The sequence below is a fragment of the Streptomyces diastatochromogenes genome (genome assembly GCF_002242805.1).
GTDB lineage: Bacteria > Actinomycetota > Actinomycetes > Streptomycetales > Streptomycetaceae > Streptomyces > Streptomyces diastatochromogenes.
Genome location: NZ_MCGQ01000052.1, coordinates 225,268 through 245,320, shown reverse-complemented (window position 1 = coordinate 245,320; position 20,053 = coordinate 225,268). Strand labels below are relative to the sequence as shown.

Annotated in this window: 21 protein-coding genes; 9 read left to right on the top strand and 12 right to left on the bottom strand. The window is 71.2% G+C overall.

Annotated elements, in window-relative coordinates; translation table 11 throughout:
• The 3 genes from treS to BEK98_RS42770 all read right to left on the bottom strand — a co-directional run.
• A partial coding sequence (treS, locus tag BEK98_RS42780; RefSeq protein WP_094222217.1) for a maltose alpha-D-glucosyltransferase occupies positions 1–1,187 on the bottom strand: 1,187 nt, incomplete at its 3' end.
• A complete protein-coding gene (locus BEK98_RS42775) occupies positions 1,184–3,175 on the bottom strand; it encodes an alpha-1,4-glucan--maltose-1-phosphate maltosyltransferase (protein ID WP_094222216.1) in 1,992 nt (663 codons plus the stop codon). The genes treS and BEK98_RS42775, both read right to left, overlap by 4 nt.
• A gap of 109 nt (positions 3,176–3,284) precedes the next feature.
• A complete protein-coding gene (locus BEK98_RS42770; protein WP_094222215.1) occupies positions 3,285–3,584 on the bottom strand; it encodes a DUF5133 domain-containing protein in 300 nt (99 codons plus the stop codon).
• Between the two features lie 304 nt (positions 3,585–3,888).
• Here BEK98_RS42770 and BEK98_RS42765 point away from each other — a divergent pair, with 304 nt between their 5' ends.
• Genes BEK98_RS42765 through BEK98_RS42755 form a run of 3 tightly spaced genes read left to right on the top strand, consistent with a single transcriptional unit; the run spans position 3,889 to position 6,867 of the window.
• Positions 3,889–4,401, top strand: coding sequence for a pep a2 (locus BEK98_RS42765; protein ID WP_094222214.1), 513 nt, complete (start codon positions 3,889–3,891; stop codon positions 4,399–4,401).
• Positions 4,398–6,566 (top strand): glycogen debranching protein GlgX, encoded by a 2,169-nt coding sequence (gene glgX, locus BEK98_RS42760; RefSeq protein WP_094222213.1) that lies wholly within the window; start codon positions 4,398–4,400, stop codon positions 6,564–6,566. The genes BEK98_RS42765 and glgX overlap by 4 nt, the downstream gene beginning before the upstream one ends.
• A gap of 58 nt (positions 6,567–6,624) precedes the next feature.
• Complete coding sequence (locus BEK98_RS42755; RefSeq protein WP_094222212.1) at positions 6,625–6,867, top strand: hypothetical protein; 243 nt, start codon at positions 6,625–6,627, stop codon at positions 6,865–6,867.
• 6 nt (positions 6,868–6,873) lie between these two features.
• Here the strand turns inward: BEK98_RS42755 and BEK98_RS42750 are convergent, their stop codons facing one another.
• The gene (locus BEK98_RS42750; RefSeq protein ID WP_167444396.1) at positions 6,874–7,683 is read right to left on the bottom strand and encodes a VOC family protein; all 810 of its coding nucleotides are present in this window, start codon (positions 7,681–7,683) and stop codon (positions 6,874–6,876) included.
• 127 nt (positions 7,684–7,810) lie between these two features.
• Here BEK98_RS42750 and BEK98_RS42745 point away from each other — a divergent pair, with 127 nt between their 5' ends.
• Positions 7,811–8,167, top strand: a complete 357-nt coding sequence (locus BEK98_RS42745; RefSeq protein WP_094222210.1) for an ANTAR domain-containing protein — start codon at positions 7,811–7,813, stop codon at positions 8,165–8,167.
• Positions 8,168–8,171: 4 nt separating this feature from the next.
• On the opposite strand, the gene BEK98_RS42740 is transcribed toward BEK98_RS42745, so the two are convergent.
• Complete coding sequence (locus BEK98_RS42740; protein ID WP_094222209.1) at positions 8,172–8,981, bottom strand: RNA polymerase sigma factor SigF; 810 nt, start codon at positions 8,979–8,981, stop codon at positions 8,172–8,174.
• Positions 8,982–9,224: 243 nt separating this feature from the next.
• Here BEK98_RS42740 and BEK98_RS42735 point away from each other — a divergent pair, with 243 nt between their 5' ends.
• The 4 genes from BEK98_RS42735 (at position 9,225) to BEK98_RS42720 (ending at position 12,059) form a co-directional block, all read left to right on the top strand.
• Positions 9,225–9,689, top strand: coding sequence for a MarR family winged helix-turn-helix transcriptional regulator (locus tag BEK98_RS42735; protein WP_094222208.1), 465 nt, complete (start codon positions 9,225–9,227; stop codon positions 9,687–9,689).
• Entirely contained in the window at positions 9,686–10,525 is an 840-nt protein-coding gene (locus BEK98_RS42730) for an ABC transporter ATP-binding protein (protein ID WP_094222207.1), read from the top strand. The genes BEK98_RS42735 and BEK98_RS42730 overlap by 4 nt, the downstream gene beginning before the upstream one ends.
• Positions 10,485–11,330 (top strand): ABC transporter permease, encoded by an 846-nt coding sequence (locus BEK98_RS42725; RefSeq protein ID WP_094222206.1) that lies wholly within the window; start codon positions 10,485–10,487, stop codon positions 11,328–11,330. Before BEK98_RS42730 ends, BEK98_RS42725 begins: the two co-directional genes overlap by 41 nt.
• A gap of 189 nt (positions 11,331–11,519) precedes the next feature.
• On the top strand, positions 11,520–12,059 hold the full coding sequence (locus tag BEK98_RS42720) for a hypothetical protein (RefSeq protein ID WP_094222205.1): 540 nt from the start codon (positions 11,520–11,522) through the stop codon (positions 12,057–12,059).
• Between the two features lie 15 nt (positions 12,060–12,074).
• On the opposite strand, the gene hemC is transcribed toward BEK98_RS42720, so the two are convergent.
• The 6 genes from hemC to BEK98_RS42690 form a co-directional block, all read right to left on the bottom strand.
• Positions 12,075–13,010, bottom strand: a complete 936-nt coding sequence (gene hemC, locus BEK98_RS42715; protein WP_094222204.1) for a hydroxymethylbilane synthase — start codon at positions 13,008–13,010, stop codon at positions 12,075–12,077.
• Positions 13,011–13,083: 73 nt separating this feature from the next.
• Complete coding sequence (locus BEK98_RS42710; RefSeq protein ID WP_094222203.1) at positions 13,084–13,860, bottom strand: NPP1 family protein; 777 nt, start codon at positions 13,858–13,860, stop codon at positions 13,084–13,086.
• A gap of 106 nt (positions 13,861–13,966) precedes the next feature.
• On the bottom strand, positions 13,967–14,944 hold the full coding sequence (locus BEK98_RS42705) for an ATP-dependent DNA ligase (protein WP_094222238.1): 978 nt from the start codon (positions 14,942–14,944) through the stop codon (positions 13,967–13,969).
• Between the two features lie 80 nt (positions 14,945–15,024).
• Complete coding sequence (locus tag BEK98_RS42700) at positions 15,025–15,747, bottom strand: response regulator (protein ID WP_094222202.1); 723 nt, start codon at positions 15,745–15,747, stop codon at positions 15,025–15,027.
• A gap of 34 nt (positions 15,748–15,781) precedes the next feature.
• Positions 15,782–16,426 (bottom strand): LuxR C-terminal-related transcriptional regulator, encoded by a 645-nt coding sequence (locus tag BEK98_RS42695; protein ID WP_094222201.1) that lies wholly within the window; start codon positions 16,424–16,426, stop codon positions 15,782–15,784.
• 176 nt (positions 16,427–16,602) lie between these two features.
• Positions 16,603–18,075, bottom strand: coding sequence for an MFS transporter (locus BEK98_RS42690; protein WP_094222200.1), 1,473 nt, complete (start codon positions 18,073–18,075; stop codon positions 16,603–16,605).
• 240 nt (positions 18,076–18,315) lie between these two features.
• Between BEK98_RS42690 and BEK98_RS42685 the strand changes: the two genes are divergently transcribed.
• The gene (locus tag BEK98_RS42685) at positions 18,316–18,966 is read left to right on the top strand and encodes a TetR/AcrR family transcriptional regulator (protein WP_094222199.1); all 651 of its coding nucleotides are present in this window, start codon (positions 18,316–18,318) and stop codon (positions 18,964–18,966) included.
• A gap of 4 nt (positions 18,967–18,970) precedes the next feature.
• Here BEK98_RS42685 and BEK98_RS42680 read toward each other — a convergent pair whose 3' ends face one another.
• Positions 18,971–20,014, bottom strand: coding sequence for a zinc-dependent alcohol dehydrogenase (locus BEK98_RS42680; protein WP_094222198.1), 1,044 nt, complete (start codon positions 20,012–20,014; stop codon positions 18,971–18,973).
• Positions 20,015–20,053: the final 39 nt, after the last annotated feature.

The window sequence follows — 20,053 nt, the reverse complement described above, 5'->3', positions numbered from 1 at the left end:
TCGCCGTAGTAGAGGATCGGCGAGCCGGGCAGGGAGAGCAGCAGAGCGGTGAACAGCTCGATCTGGTTGCGGTCGTTGTCGAGCAGGGGCGCGAGGCGGCGGCGGATGCCGATGTTGGCGCGCATACGCGGGTCTTTCGCGTACTCGGCCCACATGTAGTCGCGTTCCTCGTCGGTGACCATTTCGAGGGTCAGCTCGTCGTGGTTGCGCAGGAAGATCCCCCACTGGCAGTTCGAGGGGATCGCCGGGGTCTTGGCGAGGATCTCCGAGACCGGATAACGCGACTCGCGTCGGACGGCCATGAAGATGCGGGGCATGACGGGGAAGTGGAAGGCCATGTGGCATTCGTCGCCGCCGGCCTGGTAGTCGCCGAAGTAGTCGACGACGTCCTCGGGCCACTGGTTGGCTTCCGCCAGCAGGACGGTGTCGGGGTACTGGGCGTCGATCTCCTTGCGGACCCGCTTCAGGAACTCGTGGGTCGCCGGCAGGTTCTCGCAGTTCGTGCCCTCGGCCGCGTAGAGATAGGGGACCGCGTCGAGGCGGTAGCCGTCGATGCCGAGGTCCAGCCAGAACTTCAGCGCCGCCAGGATCTCCTCCTGCACGGCCGGGTTCTCGTAGTTGAGGTCCGGCTGGTGCGAGAAGAAGCGGTGGAAGTAGTACTGACCCCGGACCGGGTCGAAGGTCCAGTTGGAGACCTCGGTGTCGACGAAGATGATCCGCGCGTCCTCGTACTGCTTGTCGTCGTCGGCCCACATGTAGAAGTCGCCGTAGGGGCCGTCGGGGTTCTTGCGGGACTCCTGGAACCACGGGTGCTGGTCGCTGGTGTGGTTCATGACGAAGTCGATGATGACGCGCATGCCGCGCTGGTGGGCGGCGTCCACGAACTCCACGAAGTCGGCCAGGTCACCGAATTCGGGGAGTACGGCGGTGTAGTCGGAGACGTCGTAACCGCCGTCACGCAGGGGTGACTTGAAAAAGGGTGGCAGCCAGAGGCAGTCCACACCCAGCCACTGCAGATAGTCGAGCTTGGCGGTCAGGCCCTGGAGGTCGCCGACGCCGTCGCCGTCGCTGTCCTGGAAGGAGCGGACGAGAACCTCGTAGAAGACGGCGCGTTTGAACCACTCCGGGTCCCGGTCCTTGGCGGGAGTGTCCTCGAAGGTGTCCGGCACGGGGTCGTTGACAGTCATGACGCTGAGGGCCCTCCGTTCTGTGGCGTGGATCGCCCGACGTGGAGCACATGCGCCGGTGCCCGGCCGGGCGTGAGGCGCACGTAGTTGGTCCTGCCCCAGTGATAGGTCTCGCCTGTCAGCTCGTCGTGCACGGACAGGGCAGCGTTCCAGTCCAGGCCGAGTCGTGGCATGTCCAACGAGACCGTGGCCTCCTGGGTGTGGTGCGGGTCGAGATTGACGACCACGATGACCGTGTCCGGGCCCGTGCTCTTGCTGTAGGCGAGCACGTTCTCGTTGTTGGTCTGATGGAAGCGGAGGTTCCGCAGGCGCTGCAGGGCGGGATGGCGGCGCCTGATGTCGTTGAGCTGGGTGATGAGGGGGGCGAGGGTGCGGCCCTCGCGTGCGGCGGCTGCCCAGTCGCGGGGTTTGAGCTGGTACTTCTCCGAGTCGAGGTACTCCTCGCCGCCCTGGCGCAGTGCGGTGTTCTCGCAGAGTTCGTAGCCGCTGTAGATGCCCCAGGTCGGGGAGAGGGTGGCGGCGAGCACGGCGCGGGTCTCGAAGGCGGGACGGCCGCCGTGCTGGAGGTAGGCGTGCAGGATGTCGGGGGTGTTGGCGAAGAGGTTCGGCCGCATGTAGGAGGCGGCCTCACCCGAGAGTTCGGTCAGGTACTCCGTCAGTTCCCGCTTGCTGTTGCGCCAGGTGAAGTACGTGTAGGACTGCTGGAATCCGACCTGCGCCAGGGTGTGCATCATCGCCGGGCGGGTGAAGGCCTCCGCCAGGAAGATGACATCGGGGTCGGCGCGGTTGACCTCTGCGATCACGCGCTCCCAGAACACGACCGGTTTGGTGTGCGGGTTGTCGACGCGGAAGATCCGCACCCCGTGGGCCATCCAGTGCCGCAGGATCCGGACCGTCTCGGTGATCAGGCCGTCCAGGTCGGCGTCGAAGGCGATGGGGTAGATGTCCTGGTACTTCTTCGGCGGGTTCTCCGCGTAGGCGATCGTCCCGTCCGGGCGGTGGTGGAACCACTCCGGGTGCTTGTCCACCCAGGGATGGTCCGGGGAGCACTGCAGGGCGAAGTCCAGGGCCACCTCCAGGCCCAGCTCCCGCGCGCGGGCGACGAAATGGTCGAAGTCCTCCAGGGTGCCCAGGTCGGGGTGGACGGCGTCGTGCCCGCCCTCGGGCGAACCGATCGCCCACGGCACCCCGACGTCGTCCGGGCCGGCGGTGAGGGTGTTGTTGCGGCCCTTGCGGAACGTCGTACCGATCGGGTGGACCGGCGGGAGGTAGACGACGTCGAAGCCCATCTCCGCGATCGCCTTCAACCGCTGGGCGGCCGACCGGAAGGTGCCGTGCGGCTGCTCGGGCGTGCCCTCCGAACGCGGGAAGAACTCGTACCAGGAGCCGTACAGGGCCCGCTCCCGCTCGACCAGCAGCGGCATCGCGTCGGACGCGGTGACCAACTCCCGCAGCGGATAACGGGACACCACCGCCTCCACCTCCGGTGACAACGCGGCCTTCAGACGGTGGTGCACCGACAGCGTGTCGTCGCCGAGGGCGCGCGCGGCGGTCAGGACCAGGTCCCGCTCGGGTCCTCTGGGCACTCCGGCCGCCGCACGCTCATAGAGGTCGGCGCCCTCCTCCAGGACCAGGCCGGTGTCGATGCCCGCCGGCAGCTTGACGGAGGCGGTGTGCCGCCAGGTCGCCAGCGGATGGCTCCAGGCCTCCACGCGGAAGGTCCAGCGGCCGACGGCATCCGGGGTGACGTCCGCACCCCACAAATCGCTGCCGGGGGACAGCTCGCGCATCGGCGTCCAGGGGCCACGGCGGCCCGACGGATCGCGCAGGACGACGTTGGCGCCGACGGCGTCGTGCCCCTCGCGGAACACGGTGGCCGTGACCTGGAACGTCTCCCCGGTCACCGCCTTCGCCGGGCGCCTGCCGCACTCCACGGCCGGCCGGACGTCACGTACCGGTACACGGCCGATGGCCGGGGTCCTGCGCATGGATCTCACCTCCGCCGTGCGCGAAAGCCGGGCACCGGGCCCGGCTTCGCGATCCAGGAAACGGTTCGGCTGCTGCCGCCCCGTGGGGAACGCCGAGTACGCTGCCACGTCAGGGGCTTGGCGCCGTGGAACGCCGCTCCGGTGGCGGTGCCCGCCGGGCCGCCCGTCCCGACGGCGGCCGCCCGTCCTGCTCGCGCAGATAGCCGGCCAGACTGGAGCGCAGATAGCGCTCGGCCGCGTCCGCCGCCTCCCGGGCGCAGCGCTTTCCCATCAGCACGCACAAGGTGTAGCCCGAGTCCTCGAAAGTGGCCCGGACCGTGCGGTCGTGGGGCTTGGCGAGCATCACGCGCTCCCAAGCCCGGTAACGCCGCAACTGCCGGGCCACTTCGGCCTTGGCGGGTAGCAGCATGACCCTCTTCACCTTCCACGCTCTCGACTGGGCGCGTTCCCGACGGTCGGGTGGTGTCCGCGCAGGGGAGGGCACGGCACCGTTACGGCGATCGAGGCTTTCACTCATGGTGCACGTGCGACCACGCAACGTCCTGTTGGATCTTCAACCATGCGCCGTTCGGGAGACTCGTGTTGCACGAATGGCGTAGTGCCCTCACTGTGGGACGTGACTCAGAAGCGATCGACGCTCACGCTCGGTGTCCGGGAACCCTCCCGGACGGGGCACGGGGAGCGGGAGCTTCGCGGGTGAGGAGCAAGCGACGATGAAGACCGCAGTGCCCTGCTACTACCACCTGGACGTGGAAGTCAGCCCGGAACGGGTGGGACAGGTCAGCCGCATCCTGGCCGCCCATCTCCGCTACTGGGACCTCGAGAACCTCGTGGCCCCCGTCTGCCACGGTGCCGAACTGCTGCTGCGCGCGATCGACGAGCATGCCACGGACAAGGACATGTCGATCGAGATGTGGTGGAACGGTCAGCACCTCATCACGGCCGTCGGCGGCGACGACCGCGACCTGCGCCCGGATCAGGACCTGCGGGCGTGCCTGGCGGACATCGCCGCCATGAGCGACGGCTGGGGGTGCTGTGCCGCGGACACCGGCGCCAAGATCATCTGGTTCTCGCAGCGCGCCCGCTCCGGCGAGCGGGTCCCGCTGGTCCCGACCGCCCCGGCGCCGAGCCTGAGCCATGGGCTCCAGGTGCCCCGTGAACTCCCGGTGCTCGCCCTGGCCGCCCCGGCGACCGCCATGGACGGCGCCCTGGAAGGAGCCCGGTGACGGCGCGGAAGTCCAGGAAAGGGGTGCCCGTCTGGAGCGGGCACCCCTACCCGTTGGGTGCCGTCTTCGACGGGCAGGGCACCAACTTCGCCCTGTTCAGCGAGGTCGCCGAGCGCGTCGAGCTGATCCTGCTCGACGACGCCGGTACCGAGCGCCCCATCCCGCTGAACGAGGTCGACGGTTTTGTGTGGCACGCCTATCTGCCCGGTGTGGGTCCGGGCCGGCGGTACGGCTACCGCGTGCACGGACCCTGGCAGCCGTCCCTCGGCCACAGGTGCAACCCGGCGAAGCTGCTGCTCGACCCGTACGCGCGAGCTGTGGACGGGCAGATCGACAACCACGCCTCGCTCTACGAGCGCGCGGCGGACGGCCCCTCCCCGGGTGACAGCTCGGGGCACTCGATGCTGGGTGTGGTCACCGACCCGTACTTCGACTGGGGCGACGACCGCCCGCCGCGCCGCGCGTACGCCGACTCCGTCATCTACGAGGCCCATGTGCGGGGCCTGACCCGCAGCCACCCGGAGGTCCCCGAGCGGCTGCGCGGCACCTACGCCGGACTCGCGCACCCCGCGGTCCTGGACCACCTGACCTCGCTCGGTGTCACCGCGGTGGAGCTGATGCCGGTCCACCAGTTCGTGCAGGACGGCGTCCTGCAGGACCGGGGCCTCGCCAACTACTGGGGCTACAACACCATCGGCTTCTTCGCCCCGCACCACGCCTACGCCGCGTTCGGCAGCCGGGGCCAGCAGGTCAACGAGTTCAAGGCGATGGTGAAGGCGATGCACGCGGCGGGCCTCGAAGTGATCCTCGACGTGGTCTACAACCACACCGCCGAGGGCAACGAGATGGGCCCCACCCTGTCCTTCCGGGGCATCGACAACGCCTCCTACTACCGCCTGGTCGACGGCGACTGGGGGCACTACTACGACACCACGGGCACCGGCAACAGCCTGCTGATGCGGCACCCCTACGTACTGCAGCTGATCATGGACTCGCTGCGGTACTGGGTCACCGAGATGCACGTCGACGGCTTCCGCTTCGACCTCGCGGCCACGCTGGCCCGGCAGTTCCACGAGGTGGACCGGCTGTCGGCGTTCTTCGACCTGATCCAGCAGGACCCGGTGATCAGCCGCGTCAAGCTCATCGCCGAGCCCTGGGACGTGGGGGAGGGCGGCTACCAGGTGGGCAACTTCCCGCCGCTGTGGTCGGAGTGGAACGGCCGTTACCGGGACGCCGTACGGGACTTCTGGCGCGCGGAACCCGGCTCGCTCGGTGAGTTCGCCTCCCGGCTGACCGGCTCCTCCGACCTGTACCAGCACAGCCGGCGTCGCCCGCGCGCGAGCGTCAACTTCGTGACGGCGCACGACGGTTTCACCCTGCGCGACCTGGTCTCGTACAACGACAAGCACAACGAGGCCAACGGAGAGGGCAACCGGGACGGCGAGAGCACCAACCGGTCCTGGAACTGCGGTGCCGAGGGCGACACCGACGACCCGGCCGTCCTCGAACTCCGCGCCCGCCAGCAGCGCAATCTGCTCGCCACGCTGCTGCTCTCCCAGGGCATCCCGATGCTCTGCCACGGCGACGAACTGGGCCGCACCCAGCGCGGCAACAACAACGCGTACTGCCAGGACAACGAAGTCTCCTGGATCAACTGGGAGTTGACGGACGAGCAGCGCATCCTCACGGACTTCACCCGGTACGTCATCAACCTGCGCGCCGAGCATCCGGTGCTGCGCAGGCGCCGCTTCTTCCGCGGCGAGACCGCGACCAACGCCGAGCAGCCGCTGCCCGACCTGATGTGGCTGCGGCCGGACGCCCGCGAGATGACCGCCCGGGACTGGCAGCGCGACGACGCCCACTCGGTCGGTGTGTTCCTCAACGGCGACGCGATCGCCGAGCGCGACCCCTACGGCCGGCGCGTGCTCGACGACTCCTTCCTGCTGCTCCTGAACGGCTACTGGGAGCCCGTCGACTTCCGCCTCCCCGACGAGTCCTACGGCGAACGCTGGACGACCCTGATCGACACCGCCGACCCGGACGGCATCCCCGACGAACGCGAACGCAAGCCCGGCACCCGCCTCCGCGTGGAGGCCCGCAGCCTGATCGTGCTGTCGCGGCCGTCGCGCAGCGGGGGACGGGCCGACGCCGGTCGCCGCCGCTGACGTGATGTTGGATGGCCGTATGGCGAAACGGCACAGGAAGCAGAGCCCTCTCTCCGGCGTGCCCGAAAGCATCGTCCTGCTGGCGACGCCGGACGGCTGGCGCCACAGCATCCACACCGCGGACGGCGGGCTGCTCTGTGGACGCCTCGACGGAGTGCCGGCCGACGGGGAGCCCGAGGCGGCGCAGACCGCTGTCGCCGCGCTGCTCGGGGATCTCGCCGGGGGCACCGCCGTCGAGGTGACCTGGGACCCGTCCCCGGATTCGGCGTCCTGGACCGGCCGCGTCAGGCCGGCGCGTTGAGTCTGTTCAGCGTGAGCGGCGGGACGTGACCGTGAACTGGGCTCCGTCCGGGTCGCGCAGGATCGCCTCGTCCTCCTCCTCGCTCAGGACGCTGCCGCCGTGCTTCTCCGCGGTCCGGGCGCAGCCCGGCACATCGGCCACCGCGAAGTGGATCTGCCAGTGCGGCCGTACGGTGGGGTCGGGGGCCGACTCCACCGCGCCCGAGTCGATGCGCGCCACGACATCGCCCCTGCTGCGCAGCACGACCTCGCCGCCCTCGTACTCGACCTCGCAGCAGCCGGGTTTGCCGGAAGCCCAGTCGAGGATCTCGCCGTAGAAGAGCGCGGAGTCGAAGGCGTTGCGGGTCTTCAGCCGGATGAAGGTCGGGGCCGCCCGCCGCCAGGCCTCCCAGTTGCCGACCAGCTCGCCCTCCCAGATCCCGAAGGTGGCCCCGTCCCGGTCGGCGAGCAGCGCCGCCCGCCCCGGCGGGAAGGACAGGGGCCCCACGGCCGCCGTACCGCCGCGCTCCCGGGCCCGGGACACGGCCTCGTCCGCGTCCGGCACCGCGAAATAGGGGGTCCAGGCCACCGCCATCTGCCACATCGCCGCGACCGCGGCGATCCCGGCGACGGGCACACCATCCGCCAGCGCGATCCGGAAGTGCTCCCCGAGCTTGGCGCCGCGCCACCGCCAGCCGAGCAGAGCCGAATAGAACTCCTGGGTGGCCTCCAGGTCGCGGCTGGTCAGGCTCACCCAGCACGGGGCACCGAAGACGGAGTGCGTGGAGATGATGTCCCTCGTCCTCGGTCCACCGCTGGCAGGCGTGTCGTCGTTCATGGCAGTCGCGTCCTGGTCTCGGGGTCCGGCGCCCACCGGTCTGGGACCAGTGTCCAACCGGAACCGGGCGCGGTGCCTGTCGAGTACCCCGGTGGCGGCGGGCCAGGCGGGTGAGCACGATGGAGGCATGGGAGAGAGGGAGCCCGACCGGATCGCCGAGCTGCAGGCCGAAGTCGACCAGTTGAAGGAGGCCGTGGCCTCCCACGCCGTCGTCGACCAGGCCATCGGAATGATGGTGGCGCTCGGCCGGGTGACACCCGACCAGGGGTGGGAGGTGCTGAAGGACGTCTCCCAGCACACCAACATCAAGCTGCGCAACATCGCGGAGCTGATCCTCATCTGGGGGCGCCGGGGCGACATCCCGCCCGAGATCCGCGCCGAGCTGGAGGACGCCCTGGACCGGCACGGGCCCGTCCAGATACCCGGGGCCGCCGAGGCCATCCCCGCCGGGACGGAGGAGAGCCCCGGCGGCGTGGAGGACTGAGGGCTCAGCCGGCCTCCGCGAGGTGCTCGGCCTCCGCGAGCAGCTCCTCGCGCAACCGCTCGAAGCAGGCGCTGAGCAGCCGGGAGACGTGCATCTGCGAGATGCCCAGCTGCTGGGCGATCCGGCTCTGCGTCATCCCGTCGAAGAACCGCAGGTAGAGGATGACGCGCTCGCGCTCGGGCAGCGCCTGCAGACACGGTTTGACCGCGGCCCGGTCGACCACGAGGTCGAAGCCGGGGTCCGCCTCGCCGAGCGAGTCACCGAGCGCGTACCCCTCGGTGCCGGACACCTCGGCGTCCAGCGACAGGGCGGAGAAGCACTCCAGGGCCTCCATGCCGGTGCGCACCTCGGCCTCGCTGAGCTTCGTGTGCGCGGCGATCTCGGCGACGCTGGGCGCCCGGCCGGCCGTGGTCTGTGCCAGTTCCTTGAGGGCACCGCGGACCCGGTTGCGCAGGTCCTGCACCCGGCGCGGCACGTGCAGCGTCCACATGTGGTCGCGGAAGTGGCGCTTGATCTCGCCGGTGATGGTGGGCACCGCGTACGCCTCGAAGGCGCGGCCCCGGGCCGGGTCGAAGTGGTCGACGGCCTTCACCAGGCCGAGGGCGGCCACCTGGTACAGGTCCTCCAGGGACTCCCCGCGCCCCCGGAACCGTACGGCGATCCGCTCGGCCATGGGCAGCCAGAGCCGGACCAGCTCGTCCCTCAGCGCCCGGCGCTCGGGACCGTCCGGCAGCCGGGCGAGCCGCTCGAAGGTCTCTGCCGTGTCGGGGGCGTCGTCATGGGGATGAGGCTTCGTGGTGCCGGTGACAGGCATCGCGCACTTCCCTCGGCAGGTGCTGGATCCACGGACACCGTGGGAGGCGCGCTCGGCTCAGGGAACACCGGGGCGCCCGGCACCGCAGCCGGTTCCCACGGACGTGCCTCCTGTCCGAAGCACTGTTGTGCGGATTCCCGCTGGTGGGTGTGCCAAACAAATCGGTTGATACCGGACAGTCCCGGGCCGGCTCTTGACCGCCTCTTGGGCGCGATACCTCTGTAAGAGAGGTAATCTTCAGGAGTGGCGTCCCGAGCGGAATCCGATTTCCCCGAGGAGCTGGCCGACGCACTCGTACGGATCCAGCGGCTGATCCGGCGCAGGCTGCGCGGCGGGCTGACCCTGCCACGGCTGCGCGGCGCCGAGGTGGAACTGCTGAGGCTGGTCGAGGGCCGGCCCGGCATCGGCATCTCGGAGGCCGCCCGGGCCCTGCACCTGGCCGGCAACTCCGTGTCGACCCTGGTCAACCACCTCGTCCGGGACGGCTATCTGATCCGGGAGACCGACCCCGCCGACCGGCGGGCCGCCCGCCTGCTGCTCACCGAGGCCGCCGAGAAGCGGCTCGGGGACTGGCAGCGCCGCCGGGCCGAACTGGTCGGCCGGCATGTGGCCCGGCTGGACGAGGCCGACCGGGAGGCCCTGCGCGCGGCGCTCCCGGCGCTGCGCAAGCTGGCCGTCACCCTGCACGAGGAGGCCGAGGAGACATGACGAGCGACACCCCCGCCCCGCCCGCCGAAGCCGTCACCTGCACCCGCCTCGCCTACGCCTTCGGGGACACCAGGGCGGTCGACGAACTCGACCTGGCCGTCCGCGAGGGCGAGGTGTTCGGCCTGCTCGGCCCCAATGGCGCAGGAAAGACAACCGCCATCCGCTGCATCACCACGCTCCTCCCGGTGCCGGCAGGCATGGTCCGGGTCTTCGGGCACGACACCGCCAAGGAGCGCATGGCGGTACGCCGCCTCCTCGGCTACGTCCCGCAGCAGCTGTCCGCCGACAGCGGGCTCACCGGACGGGAGAACGTCGCCCTGTTCGCCCGAGTCTTCGACGTGCCGCGCCGTGAGCGTGCCGAGCGCGTCGCCCAGGCCCTGGCCGCCGTCGGCCTCGCCGACGCCGCCGACCGGCTCGCCGGCACCTACTCCGGCGGCATGGTCCGCCGCCTCGAACTCGCCCAGGCCCTGGTCAGCGCGCCCCGGCTGCTCATCCTGGACGAGCCCACCATCGGCCTCGACCCGATCGCCCGCACCGGCGTCTGGGAGCACATCAACGCCGTACGCGCCGCCACCGGCATGACCGTCCTGGTCACCACCCACTACATGGACGAGGCCGACCAGTACTGCGACCGGGTCGGCCTGATGCACCGCGGCCGCGTCCGCGCCCTGGGCACCCCGGCCGAGCTGCGTCACGGACTCGCCGAACGCCGGGGCACGGACACCCTGCCCACGCTGGAGGACGTCTTCCGGGACGTCGCCGGCAGCGGCCTCGACTCCGGAGGAGGTTTCCGCGATGTCCGAAGCACCCGCCGTACCGCGCACCGAGTCGGCTGACCGCACGGACCTGCTGCTGACCCCGCCCGTGCCCCGCGCAGGCTGGCGGGTGCTGCCCGCCCGGGTCGCCGCGATGTGCGCCGTCGAACTGCAGAAGCTGCGCCACGACCGCACCGAGCTGTACACCCGCGCCGTCCAGCCGGCCCTGTGGCTGCTGATCTTCGGCCAGACCTTCACCCGGATCCGGGCGATACCCACCGGCGGCATCCCCTACGTCGACTACCTGGCGCCCGGCATCATCGCCCAGTCCGCGATGTTCATCGCCATCTTCTACGGCATCCAGATCATCTGGGAGCGGGACGCGGGCATCCTCAACAAGCTCCTGGTCACGCCGACCCCGCGCTCGGCGCTGATCACCGGCAAGGCGTTCGCGGCCGGAGTGAAGTCGCTGATCCAGGCCGTCGTCGTCATCGTCATCGCCGCCCTGCTCGGCGTGGCCCTCACCTGGAACCCGCTCAAGCTGCTCGGCGTCGCCGCGGCCGTGGTCCTCGCCTCCGCGTTCTTCTCCTGCCTGTCGATGACCATCGCGGGCATTGTCCTCAGTCGCGACCGCCTGATGGGCTTCGGACAGGCGATCACCATGCCGCTGTTCTTCGGCTCCAACGCCCTGTACCCCGTCTCGATCATGCCGGGCTGGCTCCAGGCCGTCAGCAAGGCCAACCCGCTCAGCTACCAGGTCGACGCCCTGCGCGGCCTGCTGCTCGGCACGCCCGCCCACCTCGGCGCCGACTTCGGCGTCCTGGCGGTGGCCGCCGCCCTGGGCATCGCCGCCGCCTCCTCACTGCTCGGCCGGCTGGCCCGCTGATCTTGCCGCGGAGTGACATGCGGCACGCACCCGCACCCCGCCCGAGACCCCCGTGACGGGATTCTTCCTGGGCAACGCTTGATCACCGATCAAAGCGGGCGAACCCCCTGGCCACAGCGCATTCTGCTCATTTGACAGTGCGCTGAGCACACAGATAGACAGCAACTCTCTGAAGTCGAGAGGGGCACTGTGTACGAGCCGAACGTGGTCGGGGACTGGCATGAGTACGACGAGCATGCCGGTCTGCGGGTCCGCGTCCACCGCCTGGAGGCGGCCGAGCCGCCGCGCGGACGTGACGACGCCGCGGCCGGGCTGACGTACTTCAGTGTCCGGGTGACGGTCGAGAACCGCGGTGCGCGGCACTACGGCATCCATCTCGAGGACGGTCAGATGGACGTCCGGGTCGGCGCGGACGGGGAGGGCGCGTTCATCGACTGGCGCAACTCCCAGTTCATCGAGGGCTTCGACGTCTATCCGCTGCGCCGCGCCACCGCCGTGCTCTACGCGGCCGCCCCGGAGGCGGCCCTGACGCACGTGGACGTACAGGTCCAGCTGCGGGTGGACGAGGAGTGGGCCGAGCGCCGGCTGTGGGCGGGCGGCATCGGCGTCTTGGAGGCGACCACGGCGGCCGCCCCCACGGGCACCGGGCAGGGCAGCCTGGCCCACCAGGTCAGCGCCTTCCTGAAGGACCAGACGGTGAAGGACCAGACGGAGCCCGGCACCGCCTGACCCGGGTCGGTGCCGTCAGTGCGGGATGCCGTCGATGATCTCCCGGGCCCCCTGCCGCAGCAGCGCCACCGCGACCGAGGTGCCGAGCGTGGCCGCGTCCAGCCGGCCCGCCCACTCGTGGGCGTTCAGCCGTGTCTTGCCGTCCGGGGTGAACACGCAGGCCCGCAGGGAGAGTTCACCGCCGCGGTCCACGTGCGCGTAGCCGGCGATCGGGCTGTTGCAGTGCCCCTGCAGCACATGCAGGAACATCCGCTCGGCCGTGGCCTCCCGGTGCGTGGCCGGGTCGCCGAGCCCGCTGACCGCGTCGATCAGCTCCGTGTCGCCCTCCCGGCACTGCAGGGCGAGGATGCCCGCACCGATCGGCGGCATCATCGCCTCCGGGGACAGCACCTCGCTGATCACGTCCTGGCGGCCGATCCGCTCCAGACCGGACACCGCGAGCAGCAGCGCGTCCGCCTCGCCGGCGGCCAGCTTCTCCAGCCGGCGGTTGGCGTTCCCGCGGAACGGCACGCACTCCAGATGCGGGTGCGTGGCGGCCAGCTGGGCGACGCGGCGCACCGAGGAGGTGCCGATCCGGGTGCCGGCCGGGAGTTCGTCGAGGGTGAGCCCGCCCGGGTGCACCAGCGCGTCACGGATGTCGTCCCGCTTCAGGAACGCGGCGAACACCGTGCCGGCGGGCAGCGGCCGGTCGGCGGGCACGTCCTTGACGCAGTGCACCGCCAGGTCCGCCTCCCCGGCCAGCAGGGCCGCGTCCACCTCCTTGGTGAACGCCCCCTTGCCCTCGACCTTGGACAGGTCGCCGAGCCACTTGTCACCCGTGGTCTTCACGGGTACGACCTCGGTGCGCACCCCCGGATGCAGCACACCCAACTCGGCGCGCACGCGCTCGACTTGGGCGAGAGCCATCGGGGAGTCGCGGGACACGATACGGATCAGTTCCGGGACGGACATGGGGGACACGATAGACCCTCGGGCGTGATACCCCGTCATGTCCCCCACGCCGAAGCGGACGTTCGGGAGTGGGTCAGGCGTTCGGGTCGAAGGGAATCCCGGACGGCTTGGCCGAGGCGAGGTGGGAGGGGAAACTCGCGTCCTTGAGGCCGAAGTGGGCGCTGCCGAAGTCGTAGGCGCTCAGCTTGTCGCGCAGGCCCGGAGGGTAGCCGTTCCAGCCGACCAGCGGCGGGTACTGCCAGGTGTGCTTGTGGTTCTCCGGCGGTTCGTCGTTCGCGTTGGCGAGCCGGAAGCAGTGCGTGCTGATGCCGTCCTTGTGATAAACGACCTTCGGGTGGCCGCCCTCGAAGCGGACCTCGGAGACCGGGTGCACGGTGAACGAGCCGTGGTTGGACGTCGACACGTACCGCACCTGCCCGTCCTGCACCCACACCACCACGTGCTCCCAGTCGTGCCGGTGCCCGCCTATGCTGCTGCCGGGGACCGCTTGGTCCTTCTCGAAGTACAGGCCGTACAGATAGGCGCACCAGCCGTTGTTGCACTTGTAGCGCGAGTAGCTGTTGGTGTTGTCCAGGTCGGAGGCGTCGTGGCAGCTGCCGTTGAGGGCGCCCGTCGGCTTGAGGCCGCCGTTGATGCTGCCGTCCGGGCCGATCGCGGGCGTCGAATAGCAGCCGTCCGTGTCGTAGTCGAAGGCCGGCTGGTACGTCAGCTCGGCGGGCTCGGCGTTCGCGGGCAGGGCGAGCGGCGGTGCGGCGAAGGCGGCGGCCGGGAAGGCGACGACGAGAGCGGCGGCACCGGCGAGCACGCCGAGCCATCTGCCGCTCCGGACACGGGAAGTGGACGACGACACTGAGGACCTCCAACAGCGGTGGGGCGCAAGGGAGTTCAGCATCCCGGCCGGGCGCTGCGCTGCCAAGAGGTCACACGCGTCCCACGAGTGAAGCCCCGCGGAACACCTACGGACGGTCGTCCGGGATGTCCGCCGACGACTCCTCCGGCGTGAGGTCGGGGCGCAACCGCAGCCAGGACGGCTGGCGGAGCATCCCGGCCCGGGTCCGGGTGCTGTAGCTGACCTCGCCGACCAGCCGGGGCAGCACCCAGTGGGCGTCCGGGATCCGCGGCACCGGGTCGAAGGGGCACTCGATGCTGGCGGCGGCCCGCAGCAGCGCCGCCAGTTCCGTCCGCTCCGCCTCGCTCCAGCCGGTGCCCACCCCGCCCACGTAGCGCAGCCGGCCGCCGGACCGCTGGCCGACCAGCACCGCGCCGGGCAGCCCCGTCAGCCGGCCCTTGCCCGGCAGCCAGCCGCCGACGATCACGTCCTCGCTGCGCATGTTGCGGATCTTGATCCAGGCGCGGGAGCGCACCCCGGGCTCGTACACCGAGTCCAGCCGCTTGCACACCAGCCCTTCGAGACCGTGCTCCCGGGTCGCTCGCAGGGCCTCGGCGCCGTGCCCGGTCACCGCGGCCGGCGTCGACCAGTACGGTCCAGTGAGGCCCAGCTCCTCCAGCCGCGCCCGCCGCTCGGCGTAAGGGTGCCTGAGCAGCGGGCGCTCCAGGTAGGGCACGTCGAACAGCACCAGGTGGACCGGCACCTGGGCGGCCCGGCGGGCCGCCCGCGCGGGGGAGTGGGCGAGGCCCATCCGGCCCTGCAGCAGCTGGAAGTCCGCCCGCCCCTGCTCGTCCAGGGCCAGCACCTCGCCGTCCAGGACGGCGGCCGCGCCGCCCAGGGCACCGCCGAGCGGCCGGAGTTCGGGGTAGGCGCCGGTGATCTCCTCGCCGGAGCGGGCGCGCAGCAGCACGCCGCCGTCGCCGGGCAGGTAGACCATCACCCGCTGGCCGTCCTGCTTGGTCTCGTACGCCCACCGTTCGTCCTGGGCGGCGGGCGGAAGCCTGCCGGGGGTGGCGAGCATCGGCGCGATGAGGGGCAGGGTCACGGCGGTCACGGCTGAAGGTGTCGACCGGTCCCGGCGCCCTCACGCGCCTTTCGGCACCGGTTCCCCTGAACGGGCCCGTCTCAGCGGCCGGTCGCCTCGGGCCGGGCCGCCACCAGACCCGACTGATAGGCCAGCGCCACGAGTTGGGCGCGGTCGCGGGCCGCCAGCTTCGTCCTGGCCCGGTGGACGTGGGTGCGTACCGTCAGCGGGGACACGAACAGCCGGGCCGCGATCTCCTCGTTGGACCGGCCCTGTGCCACCAGCGCCGTGACCTCCCGTTCCCGGGCGGTGAGCGCGGCCAGCCGCTCGGGCGCGGGAGGGCGGCCGTCGGTGCCCGGCACGGCCCGCAGGCGGGTGATCAGCGTCCGGACGGCCGCGGGGGAGAGCAGGGCCTCGCCGGCGGCCACCGTGCGGATGCCGGCGAGCAGCGCCTCGGCGGTGGCGTCCTTGCCGAGGAAGCCGCTGGCCCCCGCCCTGAGCGCCTGGACGACGTACTCGTCGTCCTTGTAGCCCTCGTCGCCCTCGTCGTCCTCTTCGGCCTCGAAAGAGGTCAGGATCAGCACCCGGGTGCCGGACAGGTCACGGTCGCCGCAGATGGCGGCGGTGGCGGCCAGGCCGTCCGGGCCGGGCATCCGGATGTCCATCAGCACCACGTCCGGCCGGTGCGCGCGGGTGAGCGCGAGCGCCTCGATGCCGTCCGTGGCCTCGGCCACCACCTCCATGCCCGCGCAGGTGTCGATCAGGATCCGGAAGGTGGCCCGCAGCAGGGCCTGGTCGTCGGCGAGCAGCACACGGATGGTCATGGGGTCCGTCCTCCGGTTCCGGGGTGTCCGCCGCTCACGCGTGCTGCAGGTAGGCGAGCACGGCCAGCACCCGGCGGTGTCCGCTGTCGCTGGGCGGCAGACCCAGCTTCAGGAAGACGTTGCCGATGTGCTTGCTGACCGAGCGTTCGGTGATGACGAGGGAACTGGCGATGGTGGTGTTGTCGTGGCCCTCGGCCATCAACTGCAGCACCTCCCGCTCGCGCGGGGTCAGCGCGTCCAGGGGTGAGCCCTCCCGACGGGTCATCAGCTCCGTCACCACCTCCGGGTCGAGGGACGTGCCGCCGCCCGCGACCCGCTCCAGCGCGTCGAGGAACTCGTCGACCCGGCCCACACGGTCCTTGAGCAGATAACCCACCCCGCGAGCGCCACCGCTCAGCAACTCGGCCGCGTACGACTCCTCGACGTACTGCGACAGCACCAGCACCGGCAGCCCGGGCAGATGCCGCCGCGCGTCGAGCGCCGCACGCAGCCCCTCGTCCCGGAAGAGCGGCGGCATCCGTACATCCAGTACGGCGATGTCCGGGCGGTGGGCCAGCAGCGCCGGAACAATCTCCGGACCACTCCCGGCGACCGCGACCACCTCGTGCCCGACCGAGCCGAGCAGCAGCACCAGCCCCTCACGCAACAACGCGTTGTCCTCGGCGATCACCACACGCACGGCAACTCCACGTTGGTCGTTCCTTCGACGGGATTCTCTGGTCAGGGTGGTCGTACGGACCGGGCGGGGCCCGGTGACGGACACCGGCTCCGGCAGAGCGGCGCTCCGCGACAGCGGCCGGACGGACGGTCGCTGCAGCTGAGGTCGCCGCTCCACGGGAAGCCCGCTCGCGCTTCCTAGCCCACCGTCTCGGCCGCGGGCTCCGCGGTCGTAGGCGCCTCGGGCGCGCCCGCGGGGCGGTGGCGGGGGAGGAAGGAGGCGAGGACGAAGGCCAGGACGGCGGCGCCCGCGCCGATCGCCATGACGGCCTTGAAGCCGTTCTCGGACGGCAGGGCGTGGCCGCCCAGGCTGATCGTCATCTGCGCGAGGATCACACCCGCGACCGCGCTGGCCACCGAGGTGCCGATGGAGCGCATGAGCGTGTTGAGGCTGTTGGCGGCGGCCGTCTCCGACGCCGGCACGGCACCCATGATCAGGGCCGGCATGGCGCCGTAGGCGAAGCCCACGCCCGCGCCGATGACGCAGGACACCAGGACCAGGTGCCAGACCTCGCTCATCAGCACGATGTTGAGACCGTATCCGGCCGCCACGATGACCGCGCCGATCATCAGCGTGATCTTCGGGCCCCGCGCCTTGGTGATCAGGGCGGAGACCGGAGCCATCGCCATCATCACCAGGCCCTGCGGAGCCATCACCAGACCCACGGTCATCATGGACTTGCCCAGGCCGTAGCCGGTCTGCGTGGGGAGCTGGAGCAGCTGCGGCAGGACCAGGGACATCGCGAACATCGAGAAGCCGAACGCGATGGAGGCCAGGTTGGTGAACAGGACCTGGCGGCGGACGGTGGTGCGCAGGTCCACCAGCGGCTGTGCCGTACGCAGTTCGAAGAAGCCCCAGGCCAGCAGGACCACGACCGCCAGGGTGAACAGACCCAGCGTGGTGCCGCTGCCCCAGCCCCAGTCGGCGCCCTTGGAGATCGCGAGCAGCAGCGAGACCAGCCCGACCGCCATGCCGAGCGATCCGACGAGGTCGAACCGCCCGCCGGTGCGCACACGGGACTCCGGCACCAGGGTCAGCACCAGCGCGAAGGCGACGACGCCCAGCGTGGCCGAGGTCCAGAACAGCACGTGCCAGTCGAAGTGGTCCGCGATGAAGGCCGCGGCGGGCAGACCGAGCGCGCCGCCGACGCCGAGCGAGGCGCTCATCAGCGCGGTCGAGCCGGCCAGCCGCTCCGGCGGCAGCTCGTCGCGCATGATGCTGATGCCCAGCGGTACCACGGCGGCCGCGAGACCCTGCAGGCTACGGCCGACGATCATGGGCACCAGCGAGTCGCTGAGCGCGCAGACCACCGAGCCGGCCACCAGCAGCACCAGGCTCACCAGCAGCAGACGCCGCTTGCCGAACATGTCGCCGAGCCGGCCGGCCACCGGAGTGGCGACGGCGGCGGCGAGCAGCGTCGCCGTGACCGCCCAGGCCGCGTTGGACGCCGAGGCGTGCAGATAGACGGGCAGCTCCGGGACGATCGGAATCACCAGGGTCTGCATCAGCGACACGGTGATACCGGCCAGAGCGAGCACCGCGACCACGGCGTTCGAGCGCGACGGGGCGGATCTGCCGGCCTCGGCGGGCCGGACGGGGGCGTCGGACATGAGAGACGGGACCTTTCGTAGGACAGGTGAACGGACGGCTGTTTAAGTCAAGTGCTTGACTTACATTAGCGACGTGAAAGAGCGACGTGACAAGGCGGCCCACGCGGGACCTGTCCGTCAAGGCCGCGGCGCGCCCCGTAGGCTTCCCTGGCTGTACCTCGCCGCCCCGGTCGAGGACCTGAGGCGGTGCGCGGGACTGGCTGCCCCAGGGCGGTGCGCAGTCCCGGAGCGGTGGTGAGCATGGCGGGCAGGACGGCGCGGGCGGAGCAGGTCAGCGCGACGCGGGAGGCGATCCTGACCGCGGCGGAGCGGCTGTTCGCCGAGCACGGCGTGTACGCCGTGTCCAACCGCCAGGTCAGCGAGGCCGCAGGCCAGGGCAACAACGCGGCGGTCGGCTACCACTTCGGCACCAAGGCCGACCTGGTCCGCGCGGTGGCACGCCGGCACTCCGCACCCATCGAGGCGCTGCGGGAACGGGCCCTGACCACCGCCGAGGGCTCCGCCGACGTACGCGACTGGATCGACTGCCTGGTGCGCCCGGTGACCGAGCACCTGGCCGGCCTCGGCAGCCCCACCTGGTACGCCAGGTTCTGCGCCCAGGTGATGACCGACCCGGCGCTGCACGAGATCGTGGTCGAGGAGTCCCTGACCTCGCCGGCGCTGCGGGAGGCGATCGACAACCTGAACCGCACCCTGCCCGAGCTGCCCGCCGAGGTCCGTGCCGAACGCGGCCAGATGGTCCGGGCGCTGATCCTGCACACCTGTGCCGAGCGGGAGCGCGCCCTCGCCGAGGGCACCCCGACCCCGCGTGCCACCTGGAGCGAGGCCGCCACGGGGCTCGCCGACGCGATCGTGGGGCTGTGGCTGGCGCCGGTCACCCGCGCCCGCTGACCGCTCACGCATCGAAGGTCACCACGACCTTCTCTGCGGCTCCCGGGGTGAGCGCCAGCTCGAAGGCCCGGTCGGCCGCGGAGAACGGGACCCGGTCGCTGATGAGCTGCGCGAAGCGCTCGTGGTGCTCGATCAGCTGGGGCGTGACCTCGAAGATCTCGGTCGGATAGCCCTGGGAGGCGATGAGCGTCAGTTCGCTGCGCAGCATGCCCCCGAGGTCGATCTCGGACCCCTTCTTCTGTACGGCCACCATGACCAGCCTGGCGCCCCACTTGGCGGAGGCCACGACGGTGTTGAAGACGGCGGCGGCACCGGCGGCGTCGATGTAGAGGTCGGTGCCCGGCCGGGGCTGGCCGAGCGCGTTGGCGCCCGGTCCGTGCAGCTCGGTCAGCCGGGCGGCGACATCCTCCTCGGCGGAGTTGATCACGGCGTCCGCGCCGACGGCGAGGGCCTTCTCCAGGCGTCCGGGCAGGACGTCGACCACCACCACGTGCTCGACCCCGCGCAGCTTCAGCCAGATGGTGGCCCCGAGCCCGATCGGCCCGGCGCCGAACACCACCACCTTCTCCTGCGGCCGGGCCCCGGACCGGTTGACGCAGTGCAGGGCGACCGCCATCGGCTCGTTGAGGGAGGCGACGTCGAAGGGGACGGTGTCGGGGAACACCGCGACGCTCCGGCCGACCGTGGCGTTCTCCACGAGCAGGTACTCGCTCATGCCGCCGTACCGGCCGCCGCAGCCGATGATGCCGGTGGGCGCGTCCTGCGGATTGACGACCACACGGTCGCCGACCTTCAGCTCCGTGACCTCGGCGCCGACCTCGACGATCTCGCCGGCCGGCTCATGGCCCAGGGCGACCGGCACCAGCTCGCCGCCCAGGTGTGCCCGGGCCGGCATGCCGCCCATGTGCAGGAACGTGACGTCGGTGCCACAGATGCCGCACGCACGGATCTTCACGAGTACGTCCTTCGGACCGGGCACGGGACGCTCGACGTCCACCACCTCGACCTTGCCGACGGCTCCGGTCTGTACGGACTTCATGGTGGCCATGGGGCGACTCGCTTTCCGGAGGTCAAGGGGCAAGGGGCA